Source organism: Streptomyces viridosporus (genome assembly GCF_002078235.1).
GTDB classification, from domain to species: domain Bacteria; phylum Actinomycetota; class Actinomycetes; order Streptomycetales; family Streptomycetaceae; genus Streptomyces; species Streptomyces viridosporus.
Map to the genome: position 1 here is coordinate 1 of NZ_MSGP01000304.1, position 19,015 is coordinate 19,015.

Genomic DNA, 19,015 nt, shown 5'->3' on the forward strand with positions numbered 1-19,015 from the left:
TGCTCACCGGTGAGCAGCGAGAGCAGCACGGCGGCCACGGACGCGATGGTGTGGTCGCCCGGGTGCTGCCGCGGGGCGGCGACCCCGAGCACGAAGCCCTGACCGGTACCGAGCGCGTAGGCGGCCAGACGGGTGCCGGCGGCGGTGTCGGTGGCGGAGGCGGGGCGGCCGGCGTCGGGGCGCACGACCCGGGCCAGTTCCGCCAGCGCCGTCCGCGCCTCCTCCCCCTGGTCCCGCCCCGCCGCCGCGAGTTCCGTGCCCTCCGGGCCGTAGAGCACCGCCCGGCCGCCCAGCCGGCGGGCCAGTTGGTGCAGGACGGACGGGACCGGGTCCGGGCGGGCGGCGGCGGTGGCGAGGCTCTGCTGGGCCTCCGTCACGCGCCGCAGCTCGGCCAGCCGGGCCCGGGCCATCAGTTGCCAGACCGCGCGGGCCACGCCCGAGAAGGTGGTCCGCGGCGGCACCTCCAGCAGCGGCAGCCCGTGCGTCCCGCAGGCCTCGACCAGTGCCGCCGGCACCGTGTCGTGCACCGGCGCCAGCCCGAAACCGAGCGCCGCGCCGCCCGCCGCCACGATCCGGGAGACGTAGGCGTCGAAGTACTCCGCGCCCGCGTCCTCGGGGATGTGCACACCCGCCGACAGCAGCAGCTCCCCGCCCAGCAGGTACGGGTACGGGTCCGCCATCTCCGAGGTGTGCGCCCCGTGGACGACGATGCCGGGACCGCCCGGCCCGGCGATCCGGCGCAGGCCGAGGTCCTCGCGTGCCAGGAGCGCGTCCAGGGGCACGGGCGGTGTGGGCGGGACCGCGGGGTCCGGCATGGTGGACGTTTCCTCCATCCCGTTCGGTGAGAATGGAGGAAACGTACACTTCGCAGTCGCTTTCCGGCCACCTAGGGTCGCATCAGACCGGAGGCCCACGGGCACGGGCGGACGCCCCCGTGACGAGCAACCGGACGTCTTCCCCACCCTGTATGGCACGCCGTTGACAGCGCGCGAAGGAGGCCCGCATGGCCGTCGACTACCTGGTCATCGTCGTCTATCTGGTCGGCATGCTGGCCATGGGCTGGTGGGGCATGCGCCGCGCCAAGTCCAAGAGCGAGTTCCTGGTGGCCGGCCGCCGCCTGGGTCCCGCCATGTACTCCGGCACCATGGCCGCCATCGTCCTCGGCGGCGCCTCCACCATCGGCGGCGTGGGCCTCGGCTACCAGTACGGCCTCTCCGGTGCCTGGATGGTCTTCACCATCGGCCTCGGACTGCTGGCCCTGAGCATCTTCTTCTCCGCCCGCATCGCCCGGCTGAAGGTCTACACCGTCTCCGAGATGCTCGACCTGCGTTACGGCGGACGGGCGGGCGTCATCTCCGGCCTGGTCATGTGGGCGTACACCCTCATGCTCGCGGTCACCTCGACCATCGCCTACGCCACGATCTTCGACGTCCTGTTCGACGTCAACCGCACCTTCGCGATCGTCCTCGGCGGCTCCATCGTCGTCGCGTACTCCACGCTCGGCGGCATGTGGTCCATCACGCTGACCGACATGGTGCAGTTCGTCGTCAAGACGATCGGCGTGCTGCTCCTGCTGCTGCCGATCGCGGTCGTCAAGGCGGGCGGCTTCAGCGAGATGAAGGCGCAGCTGCCCACCGAGTACTTCGACCCGCTGGGCATCGGCGGCGAGACGATCTTCACCTACGTGCTGATCTACACCTTCGGCATGCTGATCGGCCAGGACATCTGGCAGCGCGTGTTCACCGCCCGCAGCGACCGCACCGCCCGGTGGGGCGGCACCGTCGCCGGCACCTACTGCCTCGCCTACGCCGTCGCCGGCGCCGTCATCGGCACCGCGGCCAAGGTGCTCTACCCCGACCTCGGCAGCGCCGACGACGCCTTCGCCACCGTGGTCAAGGACGAACTGCCCATGGGGGTGCGCGGACTGGTGCTGGCCGCCGCGCTCGCCGCCGTGATGTCGACCTCCTCCGGCGCGCTGATCGCCTGCGCCACCGTCGCCAACAACGACATCTGGTCACGGCTGCGGGGCGCCGTGCGCCCGTCCGGCGAACAGCACGACGAGGTCAAGGGCAACCGCGCCTTCATCCTCCTCATGGGCCTCGCCGTGATCGGCACGGCGATCGCGCTGAACGACGTCGTCCAGGCGCTGACCGTGGCCTACAACCTGCTCGTCGGCGGGCTGCTCGTGCCGATCCTCGGCGGACTGCTGTGGAAGCGCGGCACCGCGCAGGGCGCCCTCGCCGCCGTCGCCGTCGGCGGCCTGGCCGTCATCGGTCTGATGGCCGGCTACGGCATCCTCGCCAACGAGCCCATCTTCTACGGCCTGCTGGCCTCCCTCGCCGCCTACGTCGTCGTCTCCCTGGCGACCCGGCCCACCGACGAGGCCGTGCTGGCCGCCTGGCGCGAACGCGTCGCCGGACGCGCGCCCGCGTCCGAATCCGTGTCCGAACCGGCCTCCGCAGCCCAGTAGAGTCGTCGGAGCAGGCAGTACATACGCGACGAAGCGTAGGAAAGAGAGCAGTCCCCCATGAGCAACGAGACGCCCCGAGGCCCCGTCGACTCCTCCCGCATCCCGCGGTACGCCGGTCCCGCCACCTTCGCCCGGCTGCCCCGCCTCGACGAGGTCGGCCGCGCCGACGTCGCCGTGGTGGGCGTGCCGTTCGACTCGGGAGTCTCCTACCGGCCGGGCGCCCGCTTCGGCGGCAACGCCATCCGCGAGGCGTCCCGGCTGCTGCGCCCCTACAACCCGGCCCAGGACGCCTCCCCCTTTGCCCTCGCCCAGGTCGCGGACGGCGGTGACATCGCGGTGAACCCGTTCAACATCCACGAGGCCGTGGAGACCGTCGAGGCCGCCGCCGACGACCTGCTCGGCACCGGCGCGCGGCTGATGACCCTCGGCGGCGACCACACCATCGCCCTGCCGCTGCTCCGCTCGGTCGCCAAGAAGCACGGCCCCGTGGCCCTGCTCCACTTCGACGCCCACCTCGACACCTGGGACACCTACTTCGGCGCCGAGTACACCCACGGCACCCCGTTCCGCCGGGCCGTCGAGGAGGGCATCCTCGACACCTCCGCCCTCTCGCACGTCGGCACGCGCGGCCCGCTGTACGGCAAGCAGGACCTCACCGACGACGAGAAGATGGGCTTCGGCATCGTCACCTCCGCGGACGTCTACCGCCGCGGCGCCGACGAGGTCGCCGACCAACTCCGCCAGCGCATCGGCGACCGCCCGCTGTACATCTCCATCGACATCGACTGCCTGGACCCGGCCCACGCCCCCGGCACCGGCACCCCCGAGGCCGGCGGCATGACCTCCCGCGAACTGCTGGAGATCCTGCGCGGACTGGCCTCCTGCAACCTGGTCTCCGCGGACGTCGTCGAGGTGGCCCCCGCGTACGACCACGCGGAGATCACCTCGGTGGCCGCGTCCCACACGGCGTACGAGCTGACCACGATCATGTCCCGCCAGATCGCCGCCGCCCGTGAGGAGAACGAGGGCAAGTGACCCACGACCACGACCTGGTGCTCCGTCCGACCGCCGCGCAGACGGAGGCCGCACTCGACCCTCCCCCCGGCCGCAACGGCGGAGACCTGGTCGTGGAGACCCTGGCCGGGCTCGGCGCGACCACCGTCTTCGGCCTGCCCGGCCAGCACGCCCTCGGCATGTTCGACGCCCTGCGCCGCTCCGACCTCCGGTACGTCGGCCTGCGGGTGGAGAACAACGCGGGGTTCGCGGCGGACGCGTACGGCCGCGTCACCGGTGAGGCGGCCCCGCTGCTGCTGTCGACCGGTCCGGGAGCCCTCACCTCCCTGGCCGCGCTCCAGGAGGCGGCGGCGGCCTCCGCCCCCGTACTGGCGATCAGCAGCCAGGTCCCGACGGCGGGACTGGGCGGGGGACGCCACGGCTACCTGCACGAACTGCCCGACCAGGCGGCGTCGTTCCGGGGCGTGGTGAAGTCCGTGCACACGGTCCGCACGCAGTCCCAGATCCCGTCCGCGATCGCCGCGGCCTGGAAGTCGGCGCTCACCGTGCCGCACGGTCCCGTGTGGGTGGAGATCCCGCAGGACGTGCTGCTCGCCGAGACGATCCTGCCGGTGGTGACGGCGGTGGACGCCACCCCGGACGAGCTGCCCCCGCGACCCGAACTGACCGCGCTCGCCGCCCATCTGCTGGCGAACGCCGCCCGCCCGGCGATCATCGCGGGCGGGGGAGTGGTCCGCGCGGACGCCTCCGGCAAGCTGAGGCGGCTCGCCGAGCGCGTCCAGGCGCCGGTGGTCACCACCCCCGGCGGCAAGGGGGCGTTCCCCTGGACCCATCCGCTGTCGCTGCAGTCCTGGCTGGAGGACCGCCACACGACGGACTTCCTGGAGGACGCCGACGTGCTCCTGGTGGTGGGGTCGGGCCTGGGCGAACTCTCCTCGAACTACCACACGTTCGAGCCGCGCGGCCGGGTGATCCAGATCGAGGCCGACCTCGGCAAACTGGAGTCCAACCACCCGGGCCTGGGCATCCACGCCGACGCGCGCCTCGCGCTCCAGGCGCTGCTGGAGACGGTGGAACCGCGCGAGGACGCCACCGCCCCGGAGCGCGTCCGCGCCCTGCTGGCGAAGGTCGCCGCACGCATCGCCGCCCAGGAACTCACCCTGGAACAGCAGGTGCTGACGGCGGTCCGCCGGGCCCTGCCCGCCGACTCGCCCTCCTTCTGGGACATGACGATCCTTGCCTACTGGGCCTGGTCCGCCTTCGACGCCCAGGGCCCCAACCGCCTGCACTCCGCCCAGGGCGCCGGCGGCCTCGGCTACGGCTTCCCGGCCGCCCTCGGCGCGGCGGTCGCCGACCCCACCCGCCCGGTGCTCGCGGTCTCCGGGGACGGCGGCGCCCTGTACTCCATCGCCGAGCTGGCCACGGCACGGCAGTACGACCTGGACGTCACCTGGCTCATCGTCGACGACGGCGGCTACGGCATCCTGCGCGAGTACATGACCGACGCCTTCGGCGAGCCCACGGCGACGGAACTGACCCGCCCGGACTACGTGACCCTGGCGCGGTCCTTCGGGGTCCCGGGCGCGTGGACCACCCCCGAGACCCTGGAGCGGGACCTCGCCGAGGCCCTGAGGACACCGGGCCCGTCCGTGGTCGTCCTCCCGGCGGTCCTGCGGATGTTCGCACCGACGCACCTGGACTGAGCCCGCGCGCGTTCCACCGCTCCGCCGTCCGGGCCGGTGACGAGGTCACGGCCGTCGTCACCGGCCCGGACGGCGGCGGCGCGCGCTGCTCCTTGCGCGCTCATGGCGGTCACCGTGCCGAAAGGCGTGAGCAGTGGGCGGGTGAACGCCACGTGGGCACTCGAACGAGCGACACGTGGGCGACGAGGACCGAGAGGTCCACGCTCTCCGGCGAGGGCGTCAGTCCTTGAGGGCGGCGACGAAGGAGGTCCAGCCGGTCGTCGAGAAGACCACCGCCGGCCCGTCCGGCACCTTGGAGTCCCGCACGGGCACGCCGAAGGGACAGCCGTCGACCACTTCGAGGCAACTGCCCGCTTCGTTTCCGCTGTGGGACGACCTGCGCCAACCGCTCAGCGCCGTGGCGTCCGCTATGGTCCGGTCAGCCATCGTGTCCGTAGTCCTTCGCTGTGGCCTTCATGACGGCAAGCGACTCGCGCAGCGGAAGCGCGTCGCTCAGTGCGAGATGGTAGGCGCCCTGCAACTGTTCGACGACGGCCGGAACGTCATGGATCTTGGCCACCTGTACGCCTTCGGAGTAGGCCACGGGCGGTTGGTCCTCGAACCACATCAGACTCAACATGCCCTGCATGACGGGATAGGCGCCCGTCCCGCGGGGCATCACGTGAACCCGGATCCGGCCCCGCTCGGCCAGCCGCACCAGGTGCACGAGCTGCTCCGCCATGACGTCGCGGCCGCCCACCGGGCGGTGCAGCAGGCCTTCGTCCAGCAGGGCCCAGAAGACGGGCGTCGTGGGATCGTCGAGGATCCTCGCACGCTCGAGGCGTGTGACGAGGCGCTTGTCACGCTCCTCGTCGCCCAGGGGAGGGAACGTCGTCCCCAGGACGGCGCGCGCGTACCTCTCCGTCTGGAGGACCCCCGGGACGAACGTCACCGCGGACTCCCGGATCATCACCGCCTGCTGCTCCAGCAGCCGCGCCGCCTCGAAGTAGTCGGCGACGGCGGCGTTCTGCTCGGGCAGGAAGCTGCTCAGCACGTTTCCCGTGCCCAGCGCCGCGTCCAGCCTGCGCGCGTCCTCCTTCGACGGCACCCGGCGGCCCGCCTCGATGTGGGCGATGTGCGAACGGGTCATGATCGCCCTGTCGGCCAGCTGCTGCTGGGACAGCCCCGCGGCCTCGCGCCGCTCCTTCAGCCAGTCGCCGTAGATGCTGCCCATCGCGTCGCCCCCCTTGTGACAAACGCTCTGTCACCGGCTTCCCCCTGGCGAGCCTAGCGGCAGCCCTCTCACCCTGTGAATGGAGCGCTACGCAAAGCGATGCCCTCGCGGCCGTGCGACCGGCCCGGGGCGCGGTCACCAACGTCTTCAGGGAGTCGACGACATGGGCAACGGCATCGGCCGTCTCTTCGCATCGCTGCCGGGGCCGCTGCCCCCCGGCGCCGGCCGGCCCGGCGCCGGGCGCCGCGGCTCGCCGCGCACGGGATCGACGCCGGACCGCGCGTTATCCCCGGGGCGGGGGTGACGGCGTGGAGGACGGGGACGACGACGTGCGGCTCCTGCCCTGGACGGGACCGGGGGGAAAGCCCTGTTACCTCGTCACGGACGGGACCGGTTACCTCTCCCGCCGCGCCGACGCCGTCGAGCAGGTGCAGCTCGCCATGGCCGACGATCTCCTCGGCCACACGGCGGACCTGCTGGCCGACCGCCGCGCGACCGCGGACCAGCTCCGGTTCCTGCTCGCCCGGATGCACGAGTCGCTGACCGACGTGCGCCGGATCGCCGAGAGCCGGGGCGCCCGCCTGCCTACCAGATCGACTCCACCCACTCCGGGTGGTCGATGAACGGGTTCCGGTTGTGCTGGTAGGAGGCGTGTATGACGTCGTTGCGGCGCTTCTCGAAGGCGTCCGGCGGGTCCTGCTCGTGCCACTGCTTCAGGACCGGGAGGCGGCCGTGGTACGGGGCGCTGCCGTTGGTGACGGAGTCGTTGGGCTCCAGGTCGGGCCAGCCGTCCGTGCCCTCGTAGCGCACCGCCATGTAGAGGATCATGCGGGCCACGTCGCCCTTGACCGCGTCACGGGGCTCGAAGGAGTTCGAGTCGGTCAGGCTGCCGCCGCCGTTGGCGACCGCGCTGCCGCCGTTGTCGAAGTCCTTGTTGCCGCGGACCGAGTTGACCTGCACGTCCTCGGGGCGCAGGTGGTGCAGGTCGGTGCCGGGGCCGGTGGAGGTGCCGAAGTCGCCGTGGGACTTGGCCCACACGTGCTCGCGGTTCCAGTCGCCCGTGTTCCCGCCGTTGCGGGACTTGCTGCGGGAGATGCCCGAGTACAGCAGGATCACGTTGCCGCTGTTGTTCGGGTCCTGGTCGGTGACCTTCAGCGCCTCCCAGACGGCCGAGTACGACAGCTTCGTCTGGTCGCTGATGATCGTGTGCAGGGAGTCCTTCAGCGCCGGGCCGGTCCTGCCGATCGCGTCGGCGTAGTAGGCGTCGTCGTACGCGGCGCTCGCGACGCCGGCGGGCGGGGCGGTCGCGGCGCCGGCGGAGGGCGCGGTCAGGGCGGGGACGGTGAGACCGACCAGGGCGGCGGACGCGGCCAGGGCGACGGTCCTCCAGCGGCGGCGTACGGGGGTCACGGGCATGGGGGGCGTCCGTTCTACGCGGGTTGAAAGCGCGGCCGACAGAAGCGTGACATGGACATGTATGCGTGAGGGTGAAGACGAGGTGGCGGTCGTGTGGCGGTAGGAGGAGCCGGTGGTCACGGGGCGTCCCGCACGGTGACGCCCGTGCGCCCGCACGCCCCCCTCGCCGTCGCCCCCGTGCCCAGGGGCGCGGCTCCGCGCTCCGGGCGGACCGGGCCGCCTGGTGCGGAGGGATGAAATCCGCTTCCGGCGGCGTTGGTGCCTTGCGGCAGATCAGGTCGAACGGAGGGCACCGCGTGACACCGCAACGGGGATGGGCACGGCGACTGGCCGGATACGCGTGGCGTCATCCCAAGGACGTCGTCCTTGCCCTCGGCTCCTCCCTCGGCGGGATGGCCGTGATGGCACTGGTCCCGCTGATCACCAAGGTGATCATCGACGACGTGATAGGCGACCACAGCCGCGCCATGGCCCCCTGGGCGGGCGCCCTGATCGGTGCCGCGCTCGTCGTCTACGTCCTCACCTACATCCGCCGCTACTACGGCGGCCGGCTCGCCCTCGACGTCCAGCACGACCTGCGGACCGAGATGTACGGGACGATCACCCGGCTCGACGGCCGCCGTCAGGACGAGCTGAACACCGGGCAGGTCGTCGGCCGCGCCACCAGCGACCTCCAGCTGATCCAGGGCCTGCTCTTCATGCTGCCGATGACCATCGGCAACCTCCTGCTGTTCCTGCTCTCACTGGTGATCATGGCGTGGCTGTCGCTGCCGCTCACCTTCGTCGCCCTCGCCGTCGCCCCCGCCCTGTGGTGGATCGCCAAGCGCAGCCGCACCCGGCTGCACCCCTCCACCTGGTACGCCCAGGCCCAGGCGGCCGCCGTGGCCGGCGTGGTCGACGGCGCGGCCAGCGGCGTCCGCGTGGTGAAGGGCTTCGGGCAGGAGGACCAGGAGACCGGCAAGCTGCGCGAGGTCGGCCGGCGGCTGTACGCCGGGCGGCTGCGCACCATCCGGCTGAACGCGAAGTACACCCCCGCCCTCCAGGCCGTCCCCGCCCTCGGCCAGGTGGCGATGCTGGCGCTCGGCGGATGGCTCGCCGTCCGCGGGAACATCACGCTGGGCACGTTCGTCGCCTTCTCCACCTACCTCGCCCAGCTCGTCGGCCCGGTCCGGATGCTCGCCGTGGTGCTCACCGTCGGCCAGCAGGCCCGCGCGAGCACCGAACGCGTCCTGGAGCTGATCGACACCGAGCCGTCCCTGACCGACGGCACCGTGGAACTGCCCGCCGACGCCCCCGCGACCGTCGAGTTCGACGACGTCTCCTTCGGCTACGACCCGGAGCACCCGGTCCTGGACGGCCTCTCCTTCGAGATCCGCCCGGGCGAGACCCTCGCCGTCGTCGGCTCCTCCGGCTCCGGCAAGTCCACCGTCTCCCTGCTCCTGCCGCGCTTCTACGACGTCACGCGCGGCGCGGTCCTCGTCGGCGGCCACGACGTGCGCGAGCTGACCACCGAGTCGCTGCGGGCCGCGATCGGGCTGGTCCCCGAGGACTCCTTCCTCTTCTCCGACACCGTGCGCGGCAACATCGCCTACGGCCGCCCGGACGCCACCGACGAGCAGATCACCGCCGCCGCCCGCGCGGCCCAGGCCGACCGGTTCATCACCGAGCTGCCCGACGGCTACGACACCGCGGTCGGCGAGCACGGCCTGACCCTCTCCGGCGGCCAGCGCCAGCGCATCGCCCTCGCCCGCGCGATCCTCACCGACCCGCGCCTGCTGGTCCTGGACGACGCGACCTCCGCCGTGGACGCACGCGTCGAGCACGAGATCCACGAGGCGCTCCGGGAGGTCATGCGGGGCCGCACCACCCTGCTGATCGCCCACCGCCGCTCCACCCTGGGCCTCGCCGACCGCATCGCCGTCCTCGACGCCGGCCGGCTCGCCGACATCGGCACCCACGACGAGCTCCAGCGGCGCTCGGCCCTCTACCGCCGGCTGCTCACCGACCCCGACGAGCTCGGCGCCGTCTCCCCGGGCCACACCCCGACCGCCGGGCCCCCGGAGCCCGAGGAGGGGGACACCTCCGTCCGCGCGGAGCTGGACGCCGAGTTCGACGCCGAGCGCGGCGTCACGCCCCGGCTGTGGACCGGCGACCGCGAGCCCAAGGACACCGCCCTGTCCGGCAGCCCGGCCACCCCGGAGCTCCTCGCCCAGGTCGAGGCGCTGCCCCCGGCGACCGACGTCCCCGACGTCGACGAGGCCCGCGCGGTCCGGCCGGAGGACTCCTACGGCCTGCGCCGCCTGCTGCGCGGCTTCGGCCTGCCGCTCCTGGTCAGCCTCGGTCTCGTCGCCGTGGACGCCGGCATGGGCCTGCTGCTGCCGGTGCTGATCCGGCACGGCATCGACCAGGGCGTCACCCAGGTCGCCCTCGGCGCGGTCTGGGCCGCCTCGCTGCTCGCCCTGCTCACCGTGATCCTCCAGTGGGCCGCGCAGATCGGCGAGATGCGGATGACCGGACGCACCGGCGAACGGGTGCTGTACTCGCTCAGGCTGAAGATCTTCGCCCAGCTCCAGCGGCTCGGCCTCGACTACTACGAGCGCGAGCTGACCGGCCGGATCATGACCCGGATGACCACCGACGTCGACGCCCTGTCGACGTTCCTGCAGACGGGCCTGGTGACGGCGTTCGTCTCGGTGGTCACCTTCTTCGGCATCATGGTCGCCCTGCTGGTGATCGACGTGCAGCTCGCCCTGGTCGTCTTCGCCACCCTGCCCCCGCTGATCGTCGCCACCTGGTTCTTCCGCCGGGCCAGCGTGAAGGCGTACGAGCTGGCCCGCGAGCGCGTGTCCACGGTCAACGCCGACCTGCAGGAGTCGGTGTCCGGGCTGCGGATCGTGCAGGCCTTCCGCCGGGAGCGGGACGGCGTCCGCCGGTTCGGCGAGCGCAGCGCCGACTACCGCAGCGCCCGGGTCCGGGGCCAGTGGCTGATCTCGGTGTACTTCCCGTTCGTGCAGTTCCTGTCCGCGATCGCGGCGGCGGCGGTCCTGGTCGTGGGCGGTGCCCGGGTCGACGACGGGACGCTGACGACCGGTGCGCTGGTGGCGTACCTGCTCTACATCGACCTGTTCTTCGCCCCCGTGCAGCAGCTCTCCCAGGTCTTCGACGGCTACCAGCAGGCGTCCGTCTCGCTCGGCCGCATCCAGGAGCTGCTGCGCGAGCCGGCCTCCACCGAGCCCGCCGACGAGCCGGTCGACGTGCCGTCCCTGCGCGGGGAGATCGCCTTCGAGGGCGTGCGCTTCGCCTACGCCTCCGGTGACGGGGCGGAGAAGGCGGAGGAGGCGCTCGGCGGGATCGACCTGCGCATCCCCGCCGGGCAGACCGTCGCCTTCGTCGGCGAGACCGGCGCCGGCAAGTCCACCCTGGTCAAGCTGGTGGCCCGGTTCTACGACCCCACCGGCGGCAGGGTCACCGTCGACGGCACGGACATCAGGGACCTGGACCTCACGGCGTACCGGCACCGGCTCGGCGTCGTCCCGCAGGAGGCGTACCTCTTCCCCGGCACCGTCCGCGACGCCATCGCCTACGGTCGCCCGGACGCCACCGACGCCGAGGTGGAGGCGGCCGCCCGCGCGGTCGGCGCGCACGAGATGATCGCCACCCTGGAGGGCGGCTACCTGCACGAGGTCGCCGAGCGCGGACGCAACCTCTCCGCCGGACAGCGCCAGCTGATCGCGCTGGCCCGCGCCGAACTCGTCGATCCGGACGTCCTGCTGCTCGACGAGGCCACGGCCGCGCTCGACCTGGCCACCGAGGCCCAGGTCAACCAGGCCACCGACCGGCTGGCGGGCCGCCGCACGACGCTGGTCGTCGCCCACCGCCTGACCACCGCGGCCCGCGCCGACCGGGTGGTCGTCATGGACCACGGGCGGGTCGTGGAGGACGGCACGCACGAGGAGCTGCTGGCCCGCGACGGCCGGTACGCCGAGCTGTGGCGGACCTTCATCGGCCAGGCCGAGCCGGAGGAGCCGGTCGGGGCGGTCCGCTGAGCCGGCCCCGTGGGCCTGTTCCCGGGGGCCGGCTCCCGCGGGCCGGCTCCCGCGGGCCGGCACCCGCGGGCCGGCTCTCATGGGCCTGTTCCCGCGGGTCGGCTGCCGCGGGCCGGCTCTCGTGGACCCGTTCCCGCGAGCCGGCTCTCGTGGGCCTGTTCCCGCAGGCCGGCCCCCGTGGGCCCGCTCCCGCGGACCCGTTCCCGTGCACCCGCTCCCGTGACGACCGCGCAACCATCCGACATACGCCGTGCGTCCGTACCCCCGTACGTCGTTGGTCGCGGCAGACGCGGTACGGGAGGAACGACACGTGGGCAGTGGAGCGATACGGCGGCGCCTCGCGCCCGTCCTGGCCGTGCTGACCGCCTCGGGGCTGCTCACCGTCGCCGCTCCGGGTGACGCGCACGCCGCCGCGCAATGCCCCGGCCGCAAGGTGCGGACCCTGTCCTTCTCCACCGGCTCCGTGGTCGTCCACAAGCGCGGCGGCTACGTCTGCGCCGTCACCCTCGCCAAGAAGCCCGGCACCGTACGCACGATGTCGGTGAGCGTGCGGGCGCGCGGCGGCCGGCCGGTCGTCGACGAGGGCCGCTACAAGTACCACGCGGGCCCGGTGACCGTGCACGCCGGACGCCGCTGCGTCTGGGTGAAGGGCAGGGTCGGCGGCGGGTCCGTCAGCTCCGGCTGGATCCTGTGCTGACACGGGGTTTTCCCTATGTCCCCTGGTGCTGCGGGGAGTTGGTCCGCTAGCTTCCGGCGCACATCTGTCTTCACAGGGGAGTGCGCATGCGCAAGGCGCTCAGATGGCTGCTGGCGCTCACGGTGCTCATAGGCACCATGAGCACGGCCGGGGCGGCCACCGCCGCCGAGCCGGAGGCCACCGGCACCACCGACATCAAGGAGAGACTGCTCTCCGTTCCGGGCATGAGCCTGATCGAGGAGAAGCCGTACACCGGTTACCGCTTCTTCGTCCTGAACTACACCCAGCCGGTCGACCACCGCAGGCCCGCCAGGGGCACGTTCCAGCAGCGGATCACCGTGCTGCACAAGGACGTCGCACGGCCGACCGTCTTCCACACCGGCGGCTACAGCGTCTCCACGACGCCCCGCCGCAGCGAGCCGACCCAGATCGTGGACGGCAACCAGGTCTCCATGGAGTACCGCTTCTTCACCCCGTCCCGGCCCGAACCGGCCGACTGGTCCAAGCTGGACATCTGGCAGGCCGCCAGCGACCAGCACCGCATCTTCACGGCGCTGAAGAAGATCTATCCCGAGAACTGGATCTCCACCGGCGGCTCCAAGGGCGGGATGACCGCCACCTACTACGAGCGCTTCTACCCGCGCGACATGGACGGCGTGGTCGCCTACGTCGCCCCCAACGACGTGGTGAACAAGGAGGACTCGGCCTACGACCGCTTCTTCCGCACCGTCGGCACCAAGGAGTGCCGCGACCGGCTGAACGCGGTGCAGCGCGAGGCGCTGGTGCGCCGCGCGCCGCTGGAGAAGCGGTACGAGGCGTACGCCGCCGAGAACGGCTACACCTTCGACACCATCGGCAGCCTGGACCGGGCGTACGAGGCCGTCGTCCTCGACTACGTGTGGGGCTTCTGGCAGTACAGCACGACGGCGGACTGCGAGCGGATCCCGGCGGACGCGAAGAACGCCACCGACGACGAGATCTGGACCTCGATCGACACGATCTCCGGTTTCTCGTTCTACACCGACCAGGGCCTGAGCCCGTACACGCCGTACTACTACCAGGCCGGTACGCAGCTGGGCGCGCCGACGATCCACTTCCCGCACATCGAGAAGAAGTACATCCGCTACGGCTACCAGCCGCCGCGCAACTTCGTCCCCCGCTCGATCCCGATGAAGTTCGAGCCCTCGGCCATGCGGGACATCGACACCTGGGTCCGCCACAACGCGCGGCAGATGCTGTTCGTCTACGGCGAGAACGACCCGTGGGGCGCCGAGCCGTTCCGCCTGGGACACGGGGCGCGTGACTCCCACGTCTTCACCGCCCCCGGCATGAACCACGGTGCCAACGTGGCCGGACTGGTCGAGAAGGAGAAGGCGTTCGCCACGGCCCGCATCCTCGACTGGGCGGGCGTCGCCCCGAGCGCGGTCCGGGAGAACCCGGCGGCGGCGAAGCCGCTGGCGAAGTTCGACGCCAAGCTCGACCGGCGCGGCGTCGAGCAGGAGCGCACACTGCGCCCGTAGGAACGCCGCCGGGGCGGGGCTACACCGGGAGGGCGCAGCCCACCGGCGAGGTGCCGCCCAGCCGGACGTAGAGGGCCGTGGACGCCGGGCATTCGGACCGGGCGCCCACGGCCTTCGTCACCTTGTACTCCGGCTTCCGCTTCCCCTTCCCGTCGCAGGCCGTCTCGCGGACCTTGCCGTCGCCCAGCCCGTAGACGCAGTCGCCGACGATGGTGCGCGGACCGCCCCCGCCGCCCGGATCGCCGGGGTGCGGCGGCTGGAGGTTGCGCATGCAGGCGTAGCCCTGCGGCACCGCGCCGTCGCCGTCCTCGTCCAGGGAGGGGCGCTGTTCGCTGATGTGCAGCACGAAGTCCGTGGTGGCGGGGCAGCGCGGCCCCTCGCGCACGGTGCCGTCGTGGCGGGCGACCACCCGGGCCGCCGCCCGCTCGCTCGTGCAGGGCACCTCGGTGAAGCTGGTCCGGCCGAACGAGCTGCACTCGTCCACCGCGAGGAACACCGCCCCGTACCCGGACGGCCGGGGCGGCGCGGGCGACACCGACGCCGGTGGCTGTTCGCCGAGGCGGACGTCCTCCTCGGCGCCCCCGCCCGACGCGCTCTGGCACCCCGTCAGCAGGAGGGCGGCCAGTACCACCGGCGCGCGGACCGCCCTCCAGGAACTTCTCACGTGCATCGTCATCCCCCGGACCCTCCCGCCCAGCGTGACCGCGCGCGCCGGGACACGCCAGGCGAACAGGGTGCTTTGCGTACCTTGGGGGTGGTGCGCCGGGTGTGTGGCGTACGGGCGCTACGTCCGACGGACTACACCGGGTGCGCGGCGCCCGTGTGCCGCGGCTAGTACCCCAGCCCGTGCCCGACGGGGTACAGCACCGCCGCCGGATCGTCCGCCCGCTGCACCGGCACCGGCAGCGTCCCGCGCGGCTCCACCTTGCCCGCGATGACCCGGGCCGCCGCCCGCAGTTCGACGTCGGTCCAGGAGTACGTCGCCAGGTACGCCGGGACGCCGGGCAGGTGGGCCACGTCGTACGGATTGCGGATGGCCACCGCCACCACCGGCGTGCCGGTCGCCAGGAGCTGCTCGACCAGCGTCTTCTGGCTGCTGCCCGCCGTGACGTTGTACGTCCCGACGACCACCGCGTCCGCCTCCCGGGCCGCCGCCACCGCCGTGGCGATGGTCGCCGCCGACGGTGCCGTGCCGGTCGACAGGGCGGTGGCCGTGAAGCCCAGCTCGGTCAGCGCGCCCGCGAGCACACCGGTCGGCGGGCCGGTCGTACCGGACGGGGAGGCCGGGTCGGCGCCGACGACGAGCAGCTTCGGCCGCCCGCGCCGCGACAGCGGCAGCAGGCCGCGCTCGTTGACCAGCAGGGTGGTGGTGCGTTCGGCGATCCGGTCGGCCGCGGCCAGGTGCGGGCGGGTGCCGACGGTGCGGTCGACGCCGGCGTGGCTGACGAACGGGTCCTTGAACAGGCCCAGCTTCGTCTTCAGCCGCAGGATGCGCAGGATCGACGTGTCGAGCCGGTCCTCGGTGAGCTCGCCGTCCCGGACGGCCCGCAGGACCGCGTTCCAGGCCACGTCCAGGGAGGGCGGGTTGAGGAGCTGGTCCACGCCCGCCTTCAGGGCCAGCACCGGCACCCGGTCGTCGCCGTACTTGGTGCGGACGCCCTCCATGCCGAGGGAGTCGGTGACCACGACCCCGTCGTAGCCCAGTTCCTCGCGCAGGATGCCGGTGAGGATCGGGCGGGACAGGGTGGCCGGGTCCTCGGCGCCGTCGAGCGCGGGGACGACGATGTGGGCCGTCATGATCGAGTCGATGCCCGCGGCGATCGCGGCCCGGAACGGCGGCGCGTCGAGCCGCTCCCACTGCTCGCGGGTGTGGTGGATGTACGGGAGCTTGGCGTGGCTGTCGTCGACCGTGTCGCCGTGCCCGGGGAAGTGCTTGGCGGTCGCCGCGACCCCCGACCCCTGGTACCCGGCGACCTCGGCGGCCACCAGCCGTGCCACGGCGTCCGGTTCGGATCCGAAGGACCGCACCCCGATGACCGGGTTGGCCGGATCGACGTTCACGTCGGCCACCGGGGCGTAGTCCTGGCGGATGCCCATCGCGCGCAGTTCGCGCCCGGCGATCCGGCCGAGGGTGCGGGCGTCGGAGCGGGAGCCGCCCGCGCCGACGGCCATCGCGCCGGGGAACAGGGTGGCGGGCTCGCCCACGCGGGCCACGATGCCGTGCTCCTGGTCGGTGGAGATGAGCACCGGCAGGCCGCGCGGCAGGCCGAGGGACGCCTTCTGGATGCCGTTGGACAGGTCGGCGATCTGGTGCGGCTCGCGGGTGTTGTGCGCCCAGGCGAAGTAGATGATGCCGCCGACCCGGTACTTCGCGAGCAGTTCGGCGGCCGTGCGGACACCGATCTCCTTGAGGTTGGCGTCGACGTCGGCCTGGTCCGGGTCGGTGGCGGAGTGGCCGTAGACCCGCATCACGAAGAGCTGGCCGACCTTCTCCTCGAGCGTCATCCGGGAGATGAGGGCGCGCAGCTTTCTGTCGTCGGGGGTGGAGGGGCCGGCGGCGGCGTGCACCGTGCCGGCGGCCGCCAGGGCGGTGGTGACGCCCGCCGTCGCGGCGAGGACGGTGCGTCTGGACGGACGTGCGGTGTTTCCCGTGCTTCCCGTGCTGCTGTCGGGCACGTGCGCTCCTTTGGGAGGTGATCCGCGGGGGACCGGGGATCCACTGAAGGAAACTGCCAGGAGGTCACCAATATCCGGGAAGTTTCTGCCAGTCAAGGGAGCGCACAGCAACCGGGGAGGGGCCGTCATCGGCGCAGTCGGAGGGGGGCGCGCCGATGACGGCGTGCTGCCGGCCGCGGCACGGCGGAGAGGGTGGGTCAGCGATCGCTGCCGGCAGCGAGGGCCGACACCGCGCCGCGGAGACTCATCCGGCAGCCTGCGTATGGGACGGACGGGGGTGCGGACGGGTTCCCCGGTCGCGGCGAATTCCCCGAAGTCGGGACCGGTGGTCCGGACGGGGTCAGCGGGGCGTGTGCGCGCGGACCCCGGGCCAGTGCCCGCGCAGGGCCCGGACCGTCTCCGCGATCGCCGGACGGCGGGCCGCGCCCGTGCGCCACAGCGCGTACACCCGCCGCACGGGCATCGGGTCGAGCGGCACCTCCACCACCCCGTCGGGCAGCGGGCCGCGCCCCAGCCGGGGGATCAGCGCGATGCCGAGCCCGGCCGCGACCAGGGCGACCAGGGTCGGGTTCTCGTCGGCCCGGTGGACGATCTCCGGCTGGTGCCCGGCGGCGCGCAGGGTGCGCACCAGCCACTCGTGGCAGACCCGCCCCGGCGGCGGGCAGATCCACCGCTCGCCGCCCAGCTCCTCCCGCCGCACCGCCGTGCGCCCCGCGAACGGATGGTCTTCGGGCACCAGCAGGTCGCACAGGTCGTCCCCGATGACCGCCTGCTCCACGCCGGCGGGGGCGGGCAGCGGCGCGATGTCCCAGTCGTGCGCGACGGCGAGGTCGACCGCGCCCTTGGCCACCAGGTCCACGGACAGGTGCGGGTCGATCTCGGTGAGCCGGGCGTCGAGCGCGGGGTGCCGCCGGGCCAGGTCGGCCAGCACGGACGGCATCAGCCCGCGCGCCGCCGACGCGAAGGCGGCGACGGTCAGCCGCCCGGCCGGCACCCCGCGCCGCTCCTCCAGCTCGGTCTCCGCCCGTTCCACGATGGCGAGCAGTTCCTGGGCGGCGGACACCAGCCGGTGGGCCTCGTCGGTCAGCCGCACGCTCCGGCCCTCCCGCTCCAGCAGGACGGTCCGGGTCTCCCGCTCCAGCTTGGCGATCTGCTGGGAGACGGCGGAGGAGGTGTACCCGAGCGCCACGGCGGCGGCACCGACGGTGCCGTGGACGGAGACGGCGTGCAGGGCGCGCAGACGCTGGAGGTCGAGCATGACGGGCCCCGATCGGTAAGCGATGCTTCATCCAATCATGCAGGAACCGTCGCTGGTGCTGAAGCGTCGCGGGCGGTGATCCTCGACCCATGCGACCTTCCCACCTGTTGCTCGCCGTCCTCGTCGCCGCCGTCTGGGGCGTGAACTTCACCGTCATCGAGATCGGGCTCGACCACTTCCCGCCGCTGCTCTTCTCCGCCCTGCGCTTCCTCGTGGCGGCGCTCCCCGCGGTGTTCCTCGTGGGGCGGCCCAAGGTGGCGTGGAAGTGGATCGTCGGGGTGGGGCTGGCGCTGGGGGTGGCCAAGTTCGGGCTGCTGTTCGTCGGCATGGACGCGGGGATGCCGGGCGGGCTCTCCTCCCTGGTGCTCCAGATCCAGGCGGTGTTCACGGCCCTGTTCGCCTTCGCGCTCCTCGGCGAACGTCCCTCCCGCATCCGGCTCGTGGGCATGGTGGTGGCGCTGGCGGGCATCGGGGTCGCGGCGGTCGACGAGGGCACCTCGGGCTCGCTGACCGGCTTCGTCCTGGTCGTCGTGGCAGCCGCCTGCTGGGGCGTCTCGAACATCCTGACCCGCAAGGCGGCGCCCCCGGACGCCCTGAACTTCATGATCTGGGTGAGCACGGTGCCGGTGCTCCCGCTGCTGGCCCTGTCGTTCCTGCTGGAGGGCCCCGAGCGGGACCTCGAGGCGCTGGCCGGCCTGGACTGGCGGGGCGCGGGCACGGTGCTCTTCGTCGCCTGGGGCGCCACGGTGTTCGGCTTCGGCGCCTGGGGCTGGCTGCTGCGCCGCCACCCCGCCTCCACGGTCGCGCCCTTCTCCCTGCTCGTCCCGGTCTTCGGGATGTCGTCGGCCGCGCTGTTCCTGGGCGAGGCGGTGACCCCGCTCCGGTGGTGCGCGGCGGCGCTGCTGGTGGGCGGTGTGGCGATGGCGTCCCTCACCCGGCGACGGGGCGTCCACGGGAGGGGCGGCCGGGGCCGCGGGCCGTCGCCGGGTGAGGGACGCCATC

The 19,015-nt window shown here is 73.0% G+C and carries 15 protein-coding genes; 8 read left to right on the plus strand and 7 right to left on the minus strand.

Annotated elements, in window-relative coordinates:
• The coding region (locus tag B7L92_RS21635) for a PucR family transcriptional regulator ligand-binding domain-containing protein (protein WP_174703998.1) at nucleotides 1-815 on the minus strand (815 nt) is incomplete at its 3' end.
• A gap of 188 nt (nucleotides 816-1,003) precedes the next feature.
• On the opposite strand from B7L92_RS21635, the gene B7L92_RS21640 reads away from it, so the two are divergent.
• From B7L92_RS21640 to B7L92_RS21650, 3 genes are read left to right on the plus strand one after another with little or no spacing between them, the layout of a single operon-like run.
• Nucleotides 1,004-2,470 carry a sodium:solute symporter family protein gene (locus tag B7L92_RS21640; RefSeq protein ID WP_081239144.1) on the plus strand — a complete coding sequence of 489 codons (1,467 nt, stop codon included), beginning with the start codon at nucleotides 1,004-1,006 and terminating at the stop codon, nucleotides 2,468-2,470.
• Nucleotides 2,471-2,527: 57 nt separating this feature from the next.
• Nucleotides 2,528-3,505 (plus strand): agmatinase, encoded by a 978-nt coding sequence (gene speB, locus B7L92_RS21645; protein WP_081239145.1) that lies wholly within the window; start codon nucleotides 2,528-2,530, stop codon nucleotides 3,503-3,505.
• Nucleotides 3,502-5,187 (plus strand): thiamine pyrophosphate-binding protein, encoded by a 1,686-nt coding sequence (locus B7L92_RS21650; RefSeq protein WP_081239146.1) that lies wholly within the window; start codon nucleotides 3,502-3,504, stop codon nucleotides 5,185-5,187. Before speB ends, B7L92_RS21650 begins: the two co-directional genes overlap by 4 nt.
• A gap of 219 nt (nucleotides 5,188-5,406) precedes the next feature.
• Here the strand turns inward: B7L92_RS21650 and B7L92_RS21655 are convergent, their stop codons facing one another.
• Nucleotides 5,407-5,613, minus strand: a complete 207-nt coding sequence (locus tag B7L92_RS21655) for a DUF397 domain-containing protein (RefSeq protein WP_081239147.1) — start codon at nucleotides 5,611-5,613, stop codon at nucleotides 5,407-5,409.
• A complete protein-coding gene (locus tag B7L92_RS21660; protein WP_081239148.1) occupies nucleotides 5,606-6,400 on the minus strand; it encodes a helix-turn-helix domain-containing protein in 795 nt (264 codons plus the stop codon). Before B7L92_RS21660 ends, B7L92_RS21655 begins: the two co-directional genes overlap by 8 nt.
• A 308-nt stretch (nucleotides 6,401-6,708) precedes the next feature.
• Between B7L92_RS21660 and B7L92_RS21665 the strand changes: the two genes are divergently transcribed.
• Entirely contained in the window at nucleotides 6,709-7,023 is a 315-nt protein-coding gene (locus B7L92_RS21665) for a hypothetical protein (protein WP_081239149.1), read from the plus strand.
• Here the strand turns inward: B7L92_RS21665 and B7L92_RS21670 are convergent.
• A complete protein-coding gene (locus B7L92_RS21670; protein WP_081239150.1) occupies nucleotides 6,986-7,816 on the minus strand; it encodes an endonuclease I family protein in 831 nt (276 codons plus the stop codon). The two genes, B7L92_RS21665 and B7L92_RS21670, sit on opposite strands and share 38 nt — an antisense overlap.
• A gap of 296 nt (nucleotides 7,817-8,112) precedes the next feature.
• Between B7L92_RS21670 and B7L92_RS21675 the strand changes: the two genes are divergently transcribed.
• The 3 genes from B7L92_RS21675 to B7L92_RS21685 all read left to right on the plus strand — a co-directional run bounded on the left by B7L92_RS21675 (nucleotide 8,113) and on the right by B7L92_RS21685 (nucleotide 14,079).
• Nucleotides 8,113-11,862, plus strand: a complete 3,750-nt coding sequence (locus B7L92_RS21675; protein ID WP_081239151.1) for an ABC transporter ATP-binding protein — start codon at nucleotides 8,113-8,115, stop codon at nucleotides 11,860-11,862.
• Between the two features lie 310 nt (nucleotides 11,863-12,172).
• Nucleotides 12,173-12,559, plus strand: a complete 387-nt coding sequence (locus tag B7L92_RS21680) for a hypothetical protein (protein WP_081239152.1) — start codon at nucleotides 12,173-12,175, stop codon at nucleotides 12,557-12,559.
• 86 nt (nucleotides 12,560-12,645) lie between these two features.
• A complete protein-coding gene (locus B7L92_RS21685) occupies nucleotides 12,646-14,079 on the plus strand; it encodes a S28 family serine protease (protein WP_081239153.1) in 1,434 nt (477 codons plus the stop codon).
• A gap of 19 nt (nucleotides 14,080-14,098) precedes the next feature.
• Here B7L92_RS21685 and B7L92_RS21690 read toward each other — a convergent pair whose 3' ends face one another.
• From B7L92_RS21690 to B7L92_RS21700, 3 genes are all read right to left on the minus strand, one after another.
• A complete protein-coding gene (locus B7L92_RS21690; RefSeq protein WP_438364010.1) occupies nucleotides 14,099-14,755 on the minus strand; it encodes a hypothetical protein in 657 nt (218 codons plus the stop codon).
• Nucleotides 14,756-14,910: 155 nt separating this feature from the next.
• Nucleotides 14,911-16,755: a glycoside hydrolase family 3 protein gene (locus B7L92_RS21695; RefSeq protein ID WP_081239154.1), complete on the minus strand. Its 1,845-nt coding sequence runs from the start codon at nucleotides 16,753-16,755 to the stop codon at nucleotides 14,911-14,913.
• Nucleotides 16,756-17,095: 340 nt separating this feature from the next.
• Nucleotides 17,096-18,013: a LysR family transcriptional regulator gene (locus B7L92_RS21700; RefSeq protein WP_081239155.1), complete on the minus strand. Its 918-nt coding sequence runs from the start codon at nucleotides 18,011-18,013 to the stop codon at nucleotides 17,096-17,098.
• A gap of 89 nt (nucleotides 18,014-18,102) precedes the next feature.
• Here B7L92_RS21700 and B7L92_RS21705 point away from each other — a divergent pair.
• Nucleotides 18,103-19,015: EamA family transporter (locus B7L92_RS21705; RefSeq protein WP_081239157.1), on the plus strand; the 913-nt coding region annotated here is incomplete at its 3' end.